A 15832-nucleotide genomic window follows, 5' to 3' on the forward strand; every position below is an offset into this window, starting at 1 on the left:
GGGGGCGGGCGTTAGAGCAGCTCGAAGGTCTGCTGCTGCACATCCTGGGAGTCCAAGCCGATCTGCACATTGAACTCACCCGGTTCCGCCGCGAACTTGAGCTGGCTGTTGTAGAACTTCAAGTCCTCTTCGGTAATGGTGAAGTGCAACGTGCGCTCTTCGCCGGCCTTGAGCATGACTTTCTGGAAGTTCTTCAGCTCCTTGATCGGGCGGATCATCGAGCCGGCCACGTCCTGGATATACAGCTGCACCACGGTTTCGCCGTCGACCTTACCGGTGTTTTTCACGGTGACGCTGGCGTCGAGCTTACCGCTCTTGTTCAGGGTGGTGGACGACAGCGCCATGTCCGACAGGCTGAACGTGGTGTAGCTCAAGCCATAGCCGAACGGGAACAGCGGCCCGGTGGTGTCATCGAAGTACTGCGAGGTGTAGTTACCCGGCTTGCCTGGGGTAAACGGCCGGCCGATGGTCAGGTGGTTGTAGTAGGTCGGAATCTGCCCCACCGAACGTGGGAACGTGATCGGCAGCTTACCCGACGGGTTGTAGTCACCGAACAGCACGTCGGCGATGGCGTTGCCGCCCTCGGTGCCGGCGAACCAGGTTTCCAGGATCGCGTCGGCTTGCTGGTTTTCTTCGAGAATCGACAGCGGACGGCCGTTCATCAGCACCAGCACCAGTGGCTTGCCGGTGGCTTTGAGGGCCTTGATCAGGTCGCGCTGGCTTTGTGGGATGTTCAGGTCGGTGCGGCTGGACGATTCGTGGGACATGCCACGGGACTCGCCCACGGCAGCGACCACCACATCGGCATCCTTGGCGGCCTTGACCGCTTCGTCGATCATCACCTGGGCCGGGCGGGTGTCATCCACCACTTCCGGGGCATCGAAGTTGAGGAAGTTGAGGTAGTCGACCACGGCCTTGTCGTTGGTGATGTTGGCACCACGGGCATAGATGATCTTGCCCTTTTCACCGATCACCGCGTTGAGGCCGTCGAGCAGGGTCACCGATTGTGCCGGCTTACCGGCGGCGGCCCAGCTGCCCATCATGTCGATGGGGGCCTTGGCCAGTGGGCCGACCAGGGCGATGGTCGCGGATTTTTTCAGCGGCAGGGTGTCGTTCTGGTTCTTCAGCAGGACCATGCTGCGGCGTGCTATGTCTCGTGCATCGGCGCGGTGCAGACGGCTTTCGGCGTAGGTGTCGGCCGGGTCGTCCTCGGCCTTGCCGATGCGCAGGTACGGGTCTTTGAACAGGCCCATGTCGTACTTGGCGCCGAGCACTTCACGCACGGCGTTGTCGATGTCGCTCTGCTCGATCTCGCCGGACTTGAGCAGCCCCGGCAATTCCTTGCCATACAGCGAGTCGTTCATGCTCATGTCGATGCCGGCCTTGATCGCCAGCTTGGCGGCTTCACGTCCGTCCTTGGCCACGCCGTGCTTGATCAGCTCGAAGATCGCGCCGTGGTCGCTGACGGCCAGGCCCTTGAAGCCCCAGTCCTTGCGCAACAGGTCGTTCATCAGCCAGGTGTTGGCGGTGGCGGGCACGCCGTTGATCGAGTTGAGCGCGACCATCACACCGCCGGCACCGGCCTTGATCGCCGCGTGGTAGGGCGGCAGGTAGTCCTGGTACATCTTGACCGGGCTCATGTCGACCACGTTGTAGTCGCGACCGCCTTCCACCGCACCGTACAGGGCGAAGTGCTTGACGCTGGCCATGATGCTGTCGGCATTCGCCGCGCTGCTGCCCTGGAAGGCCTTGACCATCACTTCGGCGATGCGCGACACCAGGTAGGTGTCTTCACCGAAGCCTTCGGAGGTGCGGCCCCAGCGCGGGTCGCGGGAGATGTCGACCATCGGCGCGAAGGTGATGTCGAGGCTGTCGGCTGCGGCTTCCTGGGCGGCAATGCGCCCGGAGCGGCCGATGGCGTTCATGTCCCAGCTGGACGCCAGGGCCAGGCTGATCGGGAAAATCGTGCGGTGGCCGTGGATCACGTCGTAGGCGAAGAACATCGGGATCTTCAACCGGCTGCGCATGGCCGCGTCCTGCATCGGACGGTTTTCCGGGCGGGTGATGGAGTTGAAGGTGCCACCGATGCGGCCGGCGGCGATTTCCTTGCGGATCAGCTCGCGGGGCATTTCCGGGCCGATGCTGATCAGGCGCAATTGGCCGATCTTTTCATCGAGGGTCATCTGCTTGAGCAGGTCGCTGACGAAGGCGTCCTTGTCTTTAAGCGCAGCAGGCTTTGTTTCTGCCCAGACGGGGTGGGTGGCCAGAGTGGCAACAAGGCCGAGCAAACACAGCTTCTTCATGAATATCCTTTTTCGGCGCACTGCACAGCGGTTAGGCTGATCGGCCAAAATGTGGGGAGCGTCTATTGTTGTTCGGGTGTCGTTCAGAAAAATGCAGCACACTCTGAACTCTTTATCGCGCTGGGCATCTTTTTAGCTGATTGGCTCGATGCATTCCAGTAGTGGGGGCGGATTATGCCCCATGTGCGCGGTTTATAGGGCGAGTCGTCAAATTCCATCAAGGTTGGGCAGGAGAAACACCATGCAAGCAGCACAAGGTTACCGCTGGGGCTTGAAGGCCGCGGCTTTGCTATTGATCAGCACAGTGTTGAGCGGTTGCGGCATCAACACCATTCCGACCCTGGATGAACAGGCCAAGGCGGCCTGGGGCCAGGTGCAGAACCAGTATCAACGGCGTGCCGACCTGATCCCCAACCTGGTGGAAGTGGTCAAGGGTTACGCAACCCATGAACAAGACACCCTCACCGCAGTGATTGAAGCGCGGGCCAAGGCCACGTCGATTCAGGTCGACGCCAGCACCCTGGACAACCCGGAAAAACTCAAGCAGTTCCAGCAAGCCCAGGACGGTTTGAGCAGTGCGCTCAGCCGCTTGATGGTGGTGTCCGAGCGCTACCCGGACCTGAAGGCCAACCAGAACTTCCTGGCCCTGCAGTCGCAACTGGAAGGCACGGAAAACCGTATCGCCGTGGCGCGTCGCGACTTTATCCAGGCGGTGCAGGCGTACAACACCGAGATCCGCACGTTCCCGGGACGCCTGTGGCACAGCGTGATGTACAGCGATCTGCCGATCCGCGCCACGTTTGAAGCCACCACTGCCGATGCCGATAAAGCGCCGCAAGTGAAGTTCAAATAAAGCTGCATTGAGGTGTCGATGCGTTTATTACGGATAGGCCTGGCGCTATGGCTGTTGGCCTGCGCGGGCGTGGCCCAGGCGGCGTTGACCTTCCCGGCGTTGACCGGGCGGGTGGTGGACACTGCGCAGATGATCGACCCGGCGGTGCGCGAGCAGTTGACCCAGCAATTGCAGGCGCTGGAGCAAAGCCGTGGCGACCAGATCGTGGTGGTCACCGTGCCTGACCTGCAGGGCGTGCCGATTGAAGACTACGGTTATCAGTTGGGGCGCCAGTGGGGCATCGGCCAGAAGGGCAAGGACAACGGTGCGCTGTTGATCGTCGCCCGCGATGAGCGCAAATTGCGCATCGAAGTCGGTTATGGCCTGGAAGGCACGCTGACCGATGCGCAGTCGTGGGTGATCATCAATCAGGTGATTGCGCCCAAGTTCAAGGCCGGCAAGTTCAGCCAGGGCATCAGCGACGGCGTCGCCGCGATGATCCAGGTGGTGGGCGGCGAGCCGCTGGCGGTGCCGGCCCATGTGGCGGATGCCAACTTCGCCAAGGATAATCCGGGGTTTTCCATCGGCTTGTTCGTCCTGCTGATCGGCGTGTTGTGGCTGTGCAATCGCCTGGGCCTGCCCGTGTGGGCGATCCTGTTGGCGATTCTCAGCAGCAGCGGCCGTGGCGGTGGGGGAGGCGGCGGCGGTGGCGGTGGTTTTCGCGGCGGCGGTGGCGGTTTCGGCGGTGGCGGGGCTTCGGGCGGCTGGTGATGACAATAACTAAAAACGAGCGTTTACAACCATGGCACTACTGACTGAACACGAACAACGCCAGGTCGCCGAAGCGATCGCCCGGGTCGAGCGACAGACCGACGCCGAGCTGGTGACCGTGCTGGCCGCGCGTGCCGACGATTACGCCTACATCCCGTTGCTGTGGGCCAGCCTGATCGCGTTGGTGGTGCCGGGGGTGGTGCATTACTTCTCGGGCTACCTGAGCATGTACACCTTGTTGTTGGCGCAGTGGGCGACATTCATCGTGCTGTGCCTGGTGTTTCGCCTGCCTAAAGTCACTACCCGCTTGATCCCCCGCTCGGTACGCCACTGGCGCGCGTCGAACCTGGCGCGGCGTCAGTTCCTCGAGCAGAACCTGCACCACACGCTGGGCGGCACCGGGGTGTTGATTTTTGTCAGCGAGGCCGAGCGCTATGTGGAGATCCTGGTGGATGACGGGATTTCCAAACGCCTGGATGACAGCAGTTGGGATGGTATCGTCAAGGCGTTTACCCAGCAGGTGAAACAGGGCCAGACATTGGCCGGGTTCATTGCCTGCATCGAAGCCAGCGGAGAGTTGCTCAAGGTGCATGTGCCGCTGACGCACGCGCGCAATGAATTGCCCAATCGCCTGATCGTGCTCGAATAACCCATGTGGGAGGGGGCTTGCCCCCGATGGCGGTGAGTCAGTCAACATCTTCATGGCTGACCCACTGCTATCGGGGGCAAGCCCCCTCCCACATTTGGATCTGCGGTGGGGCCCCCAATCTTACCGTTGATCAAATAACCCCGTGCCCTCAGCCCCCATCCCCCCTAAAATGCCCGGCATTCCCAGCCCGAGGCGTTTTTGTTCATGTCCGTCACCGCTCAACCTGCCCGCCCTGCGCCGGATCATCACGCCCAGTTCATCGAACTGCTCAGCGCAAGCCTTGCGCACAACGCCTTCATCAAGCTGGTGCTGGCCAAGTACGTCGGTGAGGAAGCCGAGCTGCAACGGCTGATCATCAAGGCGGTGACGGTCAAGGAGCAGCCCTGCCTGTCCTTCGTCTACCGCTACAAAACCCGCGACATCACCAAGAACCTCCCGGTGGCCGACGGTGTGGCGGCGATTGCCGAGTTGTTGCCGACCTCGTTCAAGAACGCACACTTGCTCGCGCTGACCGACGAAGCCCAGCTGGAATACAGCAAGAAGAACAAAAGCTCGCTGTTCAAAAGCAAGCCGCAGCAATTGCGTGAGGCGCCGTCGGCCGAGCACAACCGCGAGAAGAACCGCTTCCTCGACCTGAGCCGGCCGTTCCTCGCCGACCTGGGCGTGACCGACGCCAAGCACGCGCTGATCCCGTCGATGTCGCGCAAGTGGAAGCAGATCAACAAGTTCATCGAAGTGTTCAGCCATGCGCTGATCGCGTCCCCGCTGAGGCTGGACCAACCGGTGCGCGTCGCTGATTTCGGCTCGGGCAAGGGCTACCTGACTTTCGCCATCCACGACTACCTGCGCAACACCCTCAATGTCGAGGCCGAGGTCACCGGTGTTGAACTGCGCGAAGACATGGTCAGCTTGTGCAACGCCGCCGCCGCCCGCCTCGAACACCCGGGGCTGGTGTTCACCTGCGGCGACGTGCGCAGCGTCGCGCCCAGCGAGCTGGACGTGATGATCGCCCTGCATGCCTGCGACATCGCCACCGATTATGCGATCCACACCGGCATCCGTTCCGGCGCCTCGATCATCATGTGCTCGCCGTGCTGCCACAAACAGATCCGCCTGCAGATCCAGAGCCCGGTGCTGTTGAAGCCGATGCTGCAATACGGTTTGCACCTGGGCCAGCAGGCGGAAATGGTCACCGACAGCCTGCGCGCCTTGTTCCTGGAGGCTTGCGGTTATGAGACCAAGGTGTTCGAGTTCATCTCCCTGGAACACACCAACAAGAACAAGATGATCCTTGCGGTGAAACGCGCCGAACCGGTGGACAACGCGCAGCTACTGGACAAGATTCAGGCACTCAAGGACTTCTATCACATCACCGAGCACTGCCTGGAAACCCTGTTGCGCACCGACGGTTACCTCGGCTGAACACGAAGCCAATGTGGGAGGGGGCAAGCCCCCTCCCACCGTTAAATCGCATTGGCCTTCGAGATTGGCGCCGGCTGCACCGCGGTCTTGCGCCCCAGCATCACCGTCACGATCACCCCGCAGGCGAACAGCCAGGTGATCGGCTCGATGTGTTCACCAAAGAACAACGCCGAAAACGCGATGGTGAAGAAGATCTGCAACAGCTGAATCTGGCTGACCCGCGCAATGCCGCCCATGGCCAACCCGGCGTACCACGCAAAGAACCCCAGGAACTGCGAGAACAGCGACACATAACCGAACGCCCACCAGGTGCCCATGGAAATCGCGCCTTGATGCTGCACCGCCAGGTAAGCCACCGGGCCGATCAACAGCGGCGTCGACAGCACCAGCGCCCAGCAGATCACCTGCCAGCCGCCCATCTCCTTGGCCAAGCGCCCACCTTCGGCATAACCCAGGCCGCCCACGGCAATCGCGCCGAGCATCAACAGATCCCCCGCTTGAATACTGCCGGCACCGCTGATCAACGCATAACTCAGCACCAGCGCGCTACCCAAGGCGGCGCAGGCCCAGAAGGCTTTTGACGGCCGTTCGTGGGACAGCCACGCGGCGTACAGCGCAACGCACAGCGGTTGCAGGCCATTGACCAACGCGCCGTGGGACGCCGGCAGCGTCTGCATGGCCCACGCCGACAACACCGGAAAGCCCAAGATCACCCCGGCAATCACCAGGCACAGGCCGCGCACCTGGCGCCAGCTCGGCCAGCGCTCGCGGCGCCACAGCAACAGCGCCGCCGCCGGGATCGCGGCGAACAACGCACGGCCCAGACCGTTGAGCAGCGGGTGGATTTCCTGCACCACGATACGCGTGAAGGGCAGAGTCAGGCTGAAGATGATGACGCCCAGCAGGCCGAGGGCCATGCCGGTGTTTTCGCGCGAGTTCATGGCGGGAACCGGAATCGAGTGGTCGGAAGTGGACGATCATCTAGCCACAACCTCCGCGAATTGGGGGTCTACAGCTGGGTGCGGATTGATCCGTACAGTTGTAGTAGCGGGGGATTACCCGGCCCGTCGGCACGCGCCTATCTTGACTACTCTTGTCTGCCCAACCGTTGAACTGGAGGAATGCCCCATGGCTGCGAAAAAGATCCTGATGCTGGTCGGCGATTATGTCGAAGACTATGAAGTGATGGTGCCCTTCCAGGCGCTGCTGATGGTCGGTCATATCGTCCACGCGGTGTGCCCCGACAAGTCGGCCGGCGAGACCGTGCGAACCGCGATCCATGACTTTGAAGGCGATCAGACCTATAGCGAAAAGCCCGGTCACCTGTTCGCCCTGAATGCGGATTTCGCCCAGGTCGAAGCCGCCGACTACGATGCGCTGCTGGTGCCCGGTGGTCGTGCGCCGGAATACCTGCGCCTGAATGAAAAAGTCCTGCGACTGGTGCGCGCCTTCGATCAAGCCGGCAAGCCGATTGCTGCGGTGTGCCATGGCGCGCAACTGCTGGCGGCGGCCGGTATCCTCGCCGGTCGCGAGTGCAGTGCCTACCCGGCCTGTGCCCCGGAAGTGCGCCTGGCGGGCGGTTCGTTCATCGATATTCCAGTGACCCACAGCCACGTTCAAGGCAATCTGGCCACGGCGCCGGCCTGGCCGGCGCACCCAAGCTGGCTGGCCGGGTTCCTCGGCCTGCTGGGCACGACAATCACCTTGTAAGCAACGGAGGTCATCGCCATGTGCGAGCTGTACGTCAAGGCCGACCCGATTCTCTATGAGTCTCGCTCGCGCTCCCTGCGCATCTGCGGCGTCGTCACTACCGTGCGCCTGGAGAACCAGTTCTGGGACATCCTCAGCGAAATCGCCAGCGTGGATGGCATGACCACCAATCAACTGATCACCAAGCTGTACGAGGAAGTCATGGACTACCGCGGCGAGGTGGTCAATTTTGCCTCGTTTCTGCGCGTCAGCTGTACCCGCTACTTGAGCAAGCAGCGCACACCGACGGCCGAGTTGAGCCTGGTGCGCAACCGCTAGGCCGCTGTCAGAAGAACCGTGTCACGCTGATCTTCGCGTCGCGCCCCTTGGTGTAGGCACGGTCGCCGCTCAGCGCCGGACGGAAGTTGTTGTTGAACAGGTTGTCCACGGTGAAGTTCACCTCGGTGCCTTTCAGGTAAGCCTGTTGCGGCGCCCATTTGGCGAACAGGCCCTGGGTGTTGTAGCGCTTGTTGCCGTACTGGTCGTAGAACAAGTCGCCGACGCCGGAGCCGGGGCCGCCGGAGTATTTATCGCTGGGCAGGCGATCGGTCGCGCCGATGAATTGCCCCATCCATCCCACCTGGGCATCCCAGGCCGGGATGTGGGTGCCCATGACCAGCACCCATTTGGTCGGCGGAATGTCGCGGGCCGACACATCCGGGCCCCATGGGTTGGTGTAGGCGCCTTCGTGCTTGCCGGTGGCGTAGGCGAACGACACCGAGCCGAACAGGTAGGTGGAGTTATAGAACGATTCCAGCTCGAAACCCTTGATGGTCAGGCCGCCGATGTTGCGGTAATTGGACCTCGGCCCCGGCGGGCACGCGGTGGCGATGGTGCCGCCGTTGATAGCCTGGTTCTGGCAGCCCACGCCCGTGGCCTTGAAGATTTCGTCTTCGACTTTGTTGTGGAACAGGGTGGTGCGCAGTTGCAGGTTATCGTCCTGGGCGATCAGGTTGTCGAAGCGGGTGATGTTGCCCACGGTGATCGAGGTGATGCGCTCGGGGTCGAGGTCGACGCTGGTGGCGGTGCGGCTGCCCAGGCCCTGCACTTCGTACTGTTCGTCGATCACCGGGGCGCGCCAGGTCTGGCTCCAGTTGGCGAACAGGGCGACGTTCGGGGTGACGGTCCAGAACAGCGCCAGGCGCGGCGACCAGCCGGTGTAGGTGCGATCGCTGTAGTCGTGGCCGACGGCCGGGTCGGGGTTGCTGTAGTACGGCGCATCGTTGGCCTCGCCGCGGTTGCGCACATGGTCGTAGCGCAGCGATGGCGTGACGGTCACGTCGCCCAGGGTCAGCGCATCCTGGATGAAGAAGCTGTTGGTATCCACCTTGCCATGGGGCATGAAGCTCGGCTGGAAATGCCCATAGTTGTAGCGCGGCGTGTTGTAGGTGGCGCCGGGCATCCACATCTCGGTTTCGCGGGTGTGCTTGCGGATTTGCCCGCCGACTGTCAGTGCGTGTTGCAACGGCCCGGTGTCGAACAGGCTGACGTTGCGGATGTCGAGATGCTTGTCGGTGTAGGCCGTGTCCATCTTGCGCCCGCCGGTGGCCAACTGGAAAAACGCGGTGGCGTCGCGCTCGTCGGTCTGCTGGGTGTCGGACTGTGAATATTTGACGGTCAGGTCCACCAGCGGGTTGTCCAGGGGCTGGTATTCATACTTGCCCGACCAAGTGGTGTCGAGCGTGTCGCGGTTGGCCAGGAAACGTTTCAACGCGCCTTCGTAGCCGTAGCGGTCGATGTTGGCCTGGGTCGGTGGCGTCGGGTAGCTCGCGGCGGAAAACGGCGTCCACCGGTTGCTGCGGGCGCTCGAGTAAGACAGGCCGACACTGTGCTCATCGGTGAAGTGCGCGTTGACCTTGAACAGCTTGCCGTCCACATCCTGGGCGGTGTTGGGCAGGCGCTGGGGGTTGATCGGGTACTGGTTGTTCTCGTTGGGCAACTTGGCGGCCACCTTCATGTCGCCGCCGTCGCGCTGGGTCAGGTAGGCCAGGGCGTCGAACCGGCCATCGTCGGTGCGGCCATACACGGCGCTGCTGTAGACCTGTTCGTGGTCGTTGCTGGAATAACCGTACTTGAGCATCGCGCCGCTGTTGCGGCCGTCCTTGAGCAGGTCCGGGGCATCCTTGGTGGTCATGTTCACCGTGCCGCCAAAACCGCCGTTGCCGCTGAACGGCGAGTTGGGGCCTTTCTCCACTTCGATGCTCTTGATCAGCTCGGGCTCGATGAACACCGTGCCTTGCTGGTAGCGCTCGAAGCCGCTCTTGGTGGCGCCGTCGACGGTCAGCGGGACGTCTTCGGCGTCACCGAAACCGCGGATGTTGATGGTCTGGCCGCCGGGTTTGAGCGAACCGCCCTGGCTGATCCCAGGCAACGTCTGCAGCAGGCTGGGGATGTTGTTGGCCTGGTAGCGGTCGATGTCCGCCTGGCTCAGGGTCGAGCGGCCGACGGTGCTGGAGTCGACTTGATTGCCGGTGCCGATCACGCTCAAGGCGTCCAGCTGGATCGCGCCGCTGCTGGTGGTCTTGCCCTCATCGGGGCGCACGACGTAGGTGCTGCCGACCTTGATCAGGGTGAACGCGCCATTGTTCAGCAGGGTACGAATCGCTACTTCCGCGGTGAAGTCACCGTTGAGCGCCGGCGCCTGGACGTTCTTGAGCTGCTTTTCATCGAACAGCAGCTGGATTTTCGCCTGTTGCGCGACCTGGCTCAGGGACGTGGCCAACGCCTGGGCGGGCAGTTGCAGTGTGAACGACTGCGCATGGGCGCTGAGGCTGAAGGCCAGGCATGTCGCCATTAGACTCGGTCGAAAAAGCAGGTGCGAAGCGTGGCAAGGCGCGCGAAACATGAAATCCCCCGGGGTGGCCAAACAGCCAAAAAGGTGTGCGGATCGAACACAATCAGGAGGAAGACGGGGCCGAGGAAAAAAACCACACATGCGAATGAAAAATATTCTCATGTGTCTGCTTCGGGGCTATTTTCGGGGTTCGATCCGGACAATGCCATCGGCCGAGGTCACGGTTTTCACCGGCAACAAGGCGGGCAGGGCGTTGAGCAAGGCATCCGGGTCATGCACATCCAGGTTGCCTGACACCTTCAGGTGCGCCACGGCGTGACTCACCTGCAGCGGGGGTTGGGGACGGTACAAACTCAACTCATCGATCAGGCTGGCCAGCTCGCGATTGCGGAACGACAAGTGCCCGCTGCGCCAGTCGGCAACCTCCTCGGCGGTGAGGGTTTGTTGTTGCACGGTGCCCTTGGCGTAGTCGAAGCTGGCGCGTTGCTGGGCGCCGAGCAACGCGACCGGTTTGGTCGCATCCGGCGCGAACGCCACCTGGCCGTGGGCAACACTCACCACCAGTTGCTGCTGGCCGCGTCGCACATCGAAAGCGGTGCCCACCACGCGCACCGTCGCTTCGCCGGCTTGCACGTACAGCGGCCGTTCCTTGTCGGCCGCCACTTCGATATACAGCTGGCCCTTGTCCAGGTGAACGATGCGTTGGTGGGCGCTGAAATCTACGCGCAGGCGGGTGTTGGCATTCACGTAGAGGCGGCTGCCATCGGGCAGGTTCAGGGTACGCATGCCCTTGGCGTGGGCTGCGACCTGGGTGTGATACAACTCGCGCGGCGCGCCGAGGGGCGTGGTCAGTACCGCGCAGAGCAGGGCGGCCGCCACGGCCAGGGCCGGGCGCCAGATCACGGCGGTGCGCTTGGGCAGCGCCACGGGCGTGTTCAGTTGCTGCAACTGGGCGAGGTCGGCCCACAGTTGTTCGAATTCGGCATAGGCTTGGGCATGGGCCGGCACCGCCTGCCAGGCGGCGAAGGCCTTGCGGTCGGCGCGTGCGGTGGCGTTGCGGTTGCGTGCAAACCAGCTGGCGGCTTGGGCATCGACGGCGTCGCTCGTTTCGATGTCCGGGGCGTCGATGTCGCTCAGGCGGTTCATGCTGGCTGCTCCGTGCCGGGGTCAGGTTGAAGGCGTCGCTTGCAATGCAGCAGGGCAAAAGCGATGTGTTTTTCCACCATGCTGGTCGAAATACCCATGCGCTCGGCGATCTGCGCCTGGCTCAAGCCTTCGAAGCGATGCAGCATAAGGGCTTCTCGCCTGCGCGGCGAGAGTTCGGCGAGGACTTCTTTCAACTGTTCCAGGCGTTGCAAGCGAAGCGCGGCGGCCATCGGCGGGTTGTGCTCGTCAATGACCGGCTCGGCATCCCTTTCAACCTGATCGGCGTGGACGGCCTGCCGTACCTTCTGTTTGCGCCAGTGATCGCGCAACAGGTTGCGCGCCATCTGGAACAGAAACGCCCGTGGCTGCTCGACCTTGGCCCGGTCGCGGTAGTCCAGCCATTGGGTGAAGACATCCTGGGTCATGTCCGCCGCGTCGCTGGCGTTGTCCGTGCGCTTGCGCAGGAAATACAGAATGTCTGCATAAAACCCGCGAAAGGCATCGTCCGACAGCGGGTCGGATTTGGGACGCGACATGGATATCCTTCTTGGCGAAGCACGATGTAGAAAAGTCGTGAATGATATCGAGAATTATTGTCGTTTGTCTCCAGGCAAATACACTGATCCTGCGCAAGCGGCTCAGGACCTCAGCGTTCGACCGGCACCGACAGCGCCGGATGCCCCAGCGCATGGCTGCGCGCGGCAAAGAATCTCAACGCCACGCCGCTGCCATCGAACAACTGCGAATACCGCCGCTTCTGCTGGCGGATAAACCCATCGCTGCGCCCCGATACCGCGATCGCCAGGGTCGTCACCCGGGCCTGGCGAATTGCATCCACCAAGTGTTTATCCTGCGCTCCCAGGTCGTGGCCGAAGATGCACAGCGCCCCTTCATGGCCGAGTAACTGCTCGTAGCAGAACGACAGATAATCCGAGCTGCGGATGGTCTTGAGCTTCTCTTCCACCTTGCCCTCGCTGACAAACAACGGCACATCGTCCAGGGTCTTGATCGTGTTGTTGATCGCAAAACTGCTGAGCAGGGTGCTGTCGGTGGTCGGCAATTTGCGTGCGGTGCCGTCGAGGTTGCGCACCAGGTGCAGGCCGCCGTGCAGGTAAAGGATGCGCGTGGCGTCGGTGCGGGTGTCGCGCAGGTCGAAGCTGGCGTCGGCGCTGCGGAACAGGTCGTCGATGCCGGGGGTGTGCAGGATCGCCCAGTAGTTGAGCAAGTCGTAGTTGCTGGTGAATACCGTGGAGTAGCTGGCCAGTTCCGCGTTGATCGTCGCCAATGTCGACGGCTGCACCAGGCGCCACGGGATGTGTACGGCGTGGATGGTATTGATCAATGCTTCCTTGATCGCATAGTAGCGATTGCGCGGCGCCGCCGAACTGACCGCCAGGGCTTTGTTGACCCGGCTGGTGGTCTTCAGCGCGCTCAGGGCCTGCTCGAAACTGCGGGTCTGCAGGGCGTCGAACACGCTCAGCTCGGATTGGCTCAAGGGTTTTTCTTCAACGGTGCGTGCGTTTTCGAACAGCGAGTCGTAGGCAAAGTCTTCCCAAATCGCTCGGCTGGCGCCGTTGCCGATCAGAATTCCACTGAAGTCGATGGCGCTGCGCAGTGCGCTCCAGTCTTCAAGGTGGGCGTCAATATCCTGAAAATCCTTCATCGCGGCGGGTCTACTCGAAATCGGCGGGTCGGTGACTTTATCACGAGCGAGGGTTGATCCTGATCAAGGTGGGCCCTGTGATGAACGTTGATGCTGTCGGCATAACGCCTCTGAGGATTCGCCATGAGCAGTACCTTCTTCATCCCCGCCGTTAACATCATGGGCACTGACTGCCTTGACGACGCGATGGTCGCCATTCGCAACTACGGTTTTCGCAAGGCCCTGATCGTTACCGACGCCGGCCTGGCGAAGGCGGGCGTGGCCAGCATGATCGCCGAGAAACTGGCGATGCAGGACATCGATTCGGTGATCTACGACGGCGCCAAGCCCAACCCCAATGTGGACAACGTCGAGAAAGGCCTCGCGCTGTTGCAGCAGAGCGCCTGTGATTTCGTGGTGTCCCTGGGCGGCGGCTCGCCCCATGACTGCGCCAAGGGCATCGCACTGTGCGCGACCAATGGCGGGCATATCGGCGACTACGAAGGCGTCGATCAATCGAGCAAGCCGCAACTGCCGCTGGTGGCCATCAACACCACCGCCGGCACCGCCAGCGAGATGACCCGTTTCTGCATCATCACCGACGAAACCCGTCACGTGAAAATGGCCATCGTCGACCGCAACGTCACGCCGCTGCTGTCGGTCAACGACCCGTCGCTGATGGTCGGCATGCCCAAGGGCCTCACCGCCGCCACCGGCATGGACGCCCTGACCCACGCCATCGAAGCCTACGTATCCACCGCCGCCACGCCGATCACCGACGCCTGCGCGATCAAGGCCATCGAACTGATCAGCGCCAACCTGCGCCTGGCGGTACGCGACGGCACCGACAAGGCCGCGCGGGAAAACATGGCCTATGCGCAGTTCCTCGCCGGCATGGCGTTCAACAACGCCTCCCTGGGTTTCGTGCATGCCATGGCCCACCAACTGGGCGGCCTGTACGACCTGCCCCACGGCGTGTGCAACGCGGTATTGCTGCCCCATGTGCAGAGTTTCAACGCCAGCGTCAGTGCCAAGCGCTTGAGCGACGTCGGCCGTGCGCTGGGTGCGGACATCAACGGCAATTCGCCGGAAGAGGGCGCCCAAGCCGCCATCGCCGCCATCCGTACCCTGTCCCAGGACGTCGACATCCCCGCCGGCCTGCGCGAACTGGGCGCCAAGTTGCAGGACATTCCGCTGCTGGCCACCAACGCGTTGAAAGACGCCTGCGGCCTGACCAACCCACGCCGGGCTGATCAGCGTCAGATTGAGGAGATTTTCCGCAGCGCGTTCTGATCCGACCGGCAGCAGGCGACACACGCACATGCGCCGCCCGCCAAGGCCACGCACAACAGCGCCAACGGCCATGCCTGCTGACTCACTAGCAGGCTTGCCACACCACCGATCAATGCCGCTATCAACTGATGCATAAAGCCGCTCAACGCCATGGCGTAGGAGCCGCTGATCGGTGACTCATCATTGGCCACGGACAAACTGATGGGGTAACTCATTGATTGCCCCAGCACCGCCAGGCAATACGGTAACCACAGCAGCAATGCGAGCCCGCTGGCAAACACACAGCCAAGCAGCATGATCGCTGTGCCGAGCAACACTAACCCCACGCCCCAGCCCATCATCATCAAACGGCCCGTGTGCGCGACGAAGCGATTGACCATCAACGCTCCCGCCAGATACGCCCCGCTGATCGGCCAGCCCAGCCAGCCGTACTGCGCGGCACTCCACTCGAAACGCCCCTGCAGAATCATCGGCGCACAGGTGTTGAACGCAATGATCACCGCATAACCCAACCCACCCGCTAATGCTGCATGCAGGAACGCGGGGTGTCGCAGAATCTGGGTGTAAATGCGCCAGGCTGACGCCGACGAATCGGCCTTCACCAATGTTGGAAAAATCACGCGCGGCAACACCAGCATTAATATGACGGCGCCGATCGCTAGGCTATAAAAGATCGCCTTCCAGCCAAATGCTGCCTGCAACAGCGAACCCAGGAATTGGCCGATGCCCAGGGCGATCACAAAGGTCATCCCCAACCACGACAAGCCTTTGGCCAACAGCGTGCCGCTGAAACTGTCCCGCACCAATACTCGCGCCATCACCGATATGCCGCCCGCGCCCAGGCCTTGAATCAGGCGCAGTGCCAGAAAAGACTCAACATTGAACGCCGACGCAATCGCGACACTCGCCGAGGCGTACACCGCCAGCGCCACCAGCAACACCGGCTTTCTGCCAAAGCGTTCGCCCAGGCTGCCCCACAGCAACATCGGAAGTGCCATGCCCACCAGATATGCAGCCAAGGCCAGGGCGACCTGATCTTCGGCGGCCGGTAGAGACTGGGCGATGGCCGGGACTGCCGGCAGGTAGCTGCTGATGCCCACTTGGGAAAGGAATGCGGCGCTGCAGGCGAGGGCTAGGGGGGTGGTATTTTTCAATAAGTATTGTCCTTCACTCCAGGTTTCAAGGGGATTGTTATGCGTCTTATCTGATTATCGTGGTGTTCACAGGTGCC

General features: G+C 62.2%; 14 protein-coding genes. 7 read left to right on the top strand and 7 right to left on the bottom strand.

What is annotated here, in order from left to right; translation table 11 throughout:
- Positions 1 to 11: 11 nt before the first annotated feature.
- Positions 12 to 2303 carry a beta-glucosidase BglX gene (gene bglX, locus LQ249_RS08205; protein ID WP_057004752.1) on the bottom strand — a complete coding sequence of 764 codons (2292 nt, stop codon included), beginning with the start codon at positions 2301 to 2303 and terminating at the stop codon, positions 12 to 14.
- A 241-nt stretch (positions 2304 to 2544) separates the two neighbouring features.
- Here bglX and LQ249_RS08210 point away from each other — a divergent pair, with 241 nt between their 5' ends.
- The 4 genes from LQ249_RS08210 to LQ249_RS08225 all read left to right on the top strand — a co-directional run bounded on the left by LQ249_RS08210 (position 2545) and on the right by LQ249_RS08225 (position 5977).
- On the top strand, positions 2545 to 3156 hold the full coding sequence (locus LQ249_RS08210) for a LemA family protein (RefSeq protein WP_017844848.1): 612 nt from the start codon (positions 2545 to 2547) through the stop codon (positions 3154 to 3156).
- 18 nt (positions 3157 to 3174) lie between these two features.
- Entirely contained in the window at positions 3175 to 3906 is a 732-nt protein-coding gene (locus tag LQ249_RS08215) for a TPM domain-containing protein (RefSeq protein ID WP_079443018.1), read from the top strand.
- A gap of 31 nt (positions 3907 to 3937) precedes the next feature.
- Positions 3938 to 4555, top strand: coding sequence for a TPM domain-containing protein (locus LQ249_RS08220; protein ID WP_057004754.1), 618 nt, complete (start codon positions 3938 to 3940; stop codon positions 4553 to 4555).
- Between the two features lie 204 nt (positions 4556 to 4759).
- A complete protein-coding gene (locus tag LQ249_RS08225) occupies positions 4760 to 5977 on the top strand; it encodes a class I SAM-dependent methyltransferase (RefSeq protein ID WP_017844851.1) in 1218 nt (405 codons plus the stop codon).
- Positions 5978 to 6018: 41 nt separating this feature from the next.
- On the opposite strand, the gene LQ249_RS08230 is transcribed toward LQ249_RS08225, so the two are convergent.
- Complete coding sequence (locus LQ249_RS08230) at positions 6019 to 6918, bottom strand: DMT family transporter (protein WP_057004755.1); 900 nt, start codon at positions 6916 to 6918, stop codon at positions 6019 to 6021.
- Positions 6919 to 7105: 187 nt separating this feature from the next.
- Here LQ249_RS08230 and LQ249_RS08235 point away from each other — a divergent pair, with 187 nt between their 5' ends.
- On the top strand, positions 7106 to 7687 hold the full coding sequence (locus tag LQ249_RS08235) for a DJ-1/PfpI family protein (RefSeq protein WP_102618437.1): 582 nt from the start codon (positions 7106 to 7108) through the stop codon (positions 7685 to 7687).
- An 18-nt stretch (positions 7688 to 7705) separates the two neighbouring features.
- Entirely contained in the window at positions 7706 to 8005 is a 300-nt protein-coding gene (locus tag LQ249_RS08240) for a ribbon-helix-helix domain-containing protein (protein WP_017844854.1), read from the top strand.
- A gap of 7 nt (positions 8006 to 8012) precedes the next feature.
- On the opposite strand, the gene LQ249_RS08245 is transcribed toward LQ249_RS08240, so the two are convergent.
- From LQ249_RS08245 to LQ249_RS08260, 4 genes are all read right to left on the bottom strand, one after another.
- A complete protein-coding gene (locus LQ249_RS08245; protein ID WP_169882123.1) occupies positions 8013 to 10571 on the bottom strand; it encodes a TonB-dependent receptor in 2559 nt (852 codons plus the stop codon).
- Between the two features lie 126 nt (positions 10572 to 10697).
- Positions 10698 to 11666: a FecR family protein gene (locus tag LQ249_RS08250; RefSeq protein ID WP_057004757.1), complete on the bottom strand. Its 969-nt coding sequence runs from the start codon at positions 11664 to 11666 to the stop codon at positions 10698 to 10700.
- Positions 11663 to 12202: an RNA polymerase sigma factor gene (locus LQ249_RS08255; protein WP_017844857.1), complete on the bottom strand. Its 540-nt coding sequence runs from the start codon at positions 12200 to 12202 to the stop codon at positions 11663 to 11665. Before LQ249_RS08255 ends, LQ249_RS08250 begins: the two co-directional genes overlap by 4 nt.
- A 110-nt stretch (positions 12203 to 12312) precedes the next feature.
- The gene (locus tag LQ249_RS08260; RefSeq protein ID WP_017844858.1) at positions 12313 to 13329 is read right to left on the bottom strand and encodes a DUF4917 family protein; all 1017 of its coding nucleotides are present in this window, start codon (positions 13327 to 13329) and stop codon (positions 12313 to 12315) included.
- 123 nt (positions 13330 to 13452) lie between these two features.
- Between LQ249_RS08260 and yiaY the strand changes: the two genes are divergently transcribed.
- The gene (gene yiaY / locus LQ249_RS08265; protein ID WP_017844859.1) at positions 13453 to 14601 is read left to right on the top strand and encodes an L-threonine dehydrogenase; all 1149 of its coding nucleotides are present in this window, start codon (positions 13453 to 13455) and stop codon (positions 14599 to 14601) included.
- On the opposite strand, the gene LQ249_RS08270 is transcribed toward yiaY, so the two are convergent.
- Positions 14568 to 15755: an MFS transporter gene (locus LQ249_RS08270; protein ID WP_232566349.1), complete on the bottom strand. Its 1188-nt coding sequence runs from the start codon at positions 15753 to 15755 to the stop codon at positions 14568 to 14570. The genes yiaY and LQ249_RS08270 overlap by 34 nt on opposite strands.
- Between the last annotated feature and the right edge of the window lie 77 nt (positions 15756 to 15832).

Source organism: Pseudomonas sp. 7-41 (genome assembly GCF_021233075.1).
GTDB classification, from domain to species: Bacteria; Pseudomonadota; Gammaproteobacteria; order Pseudomonadales; family Pseudomonadaceae; genus Aquipseudomonas; species Aquipseudomonas veronii.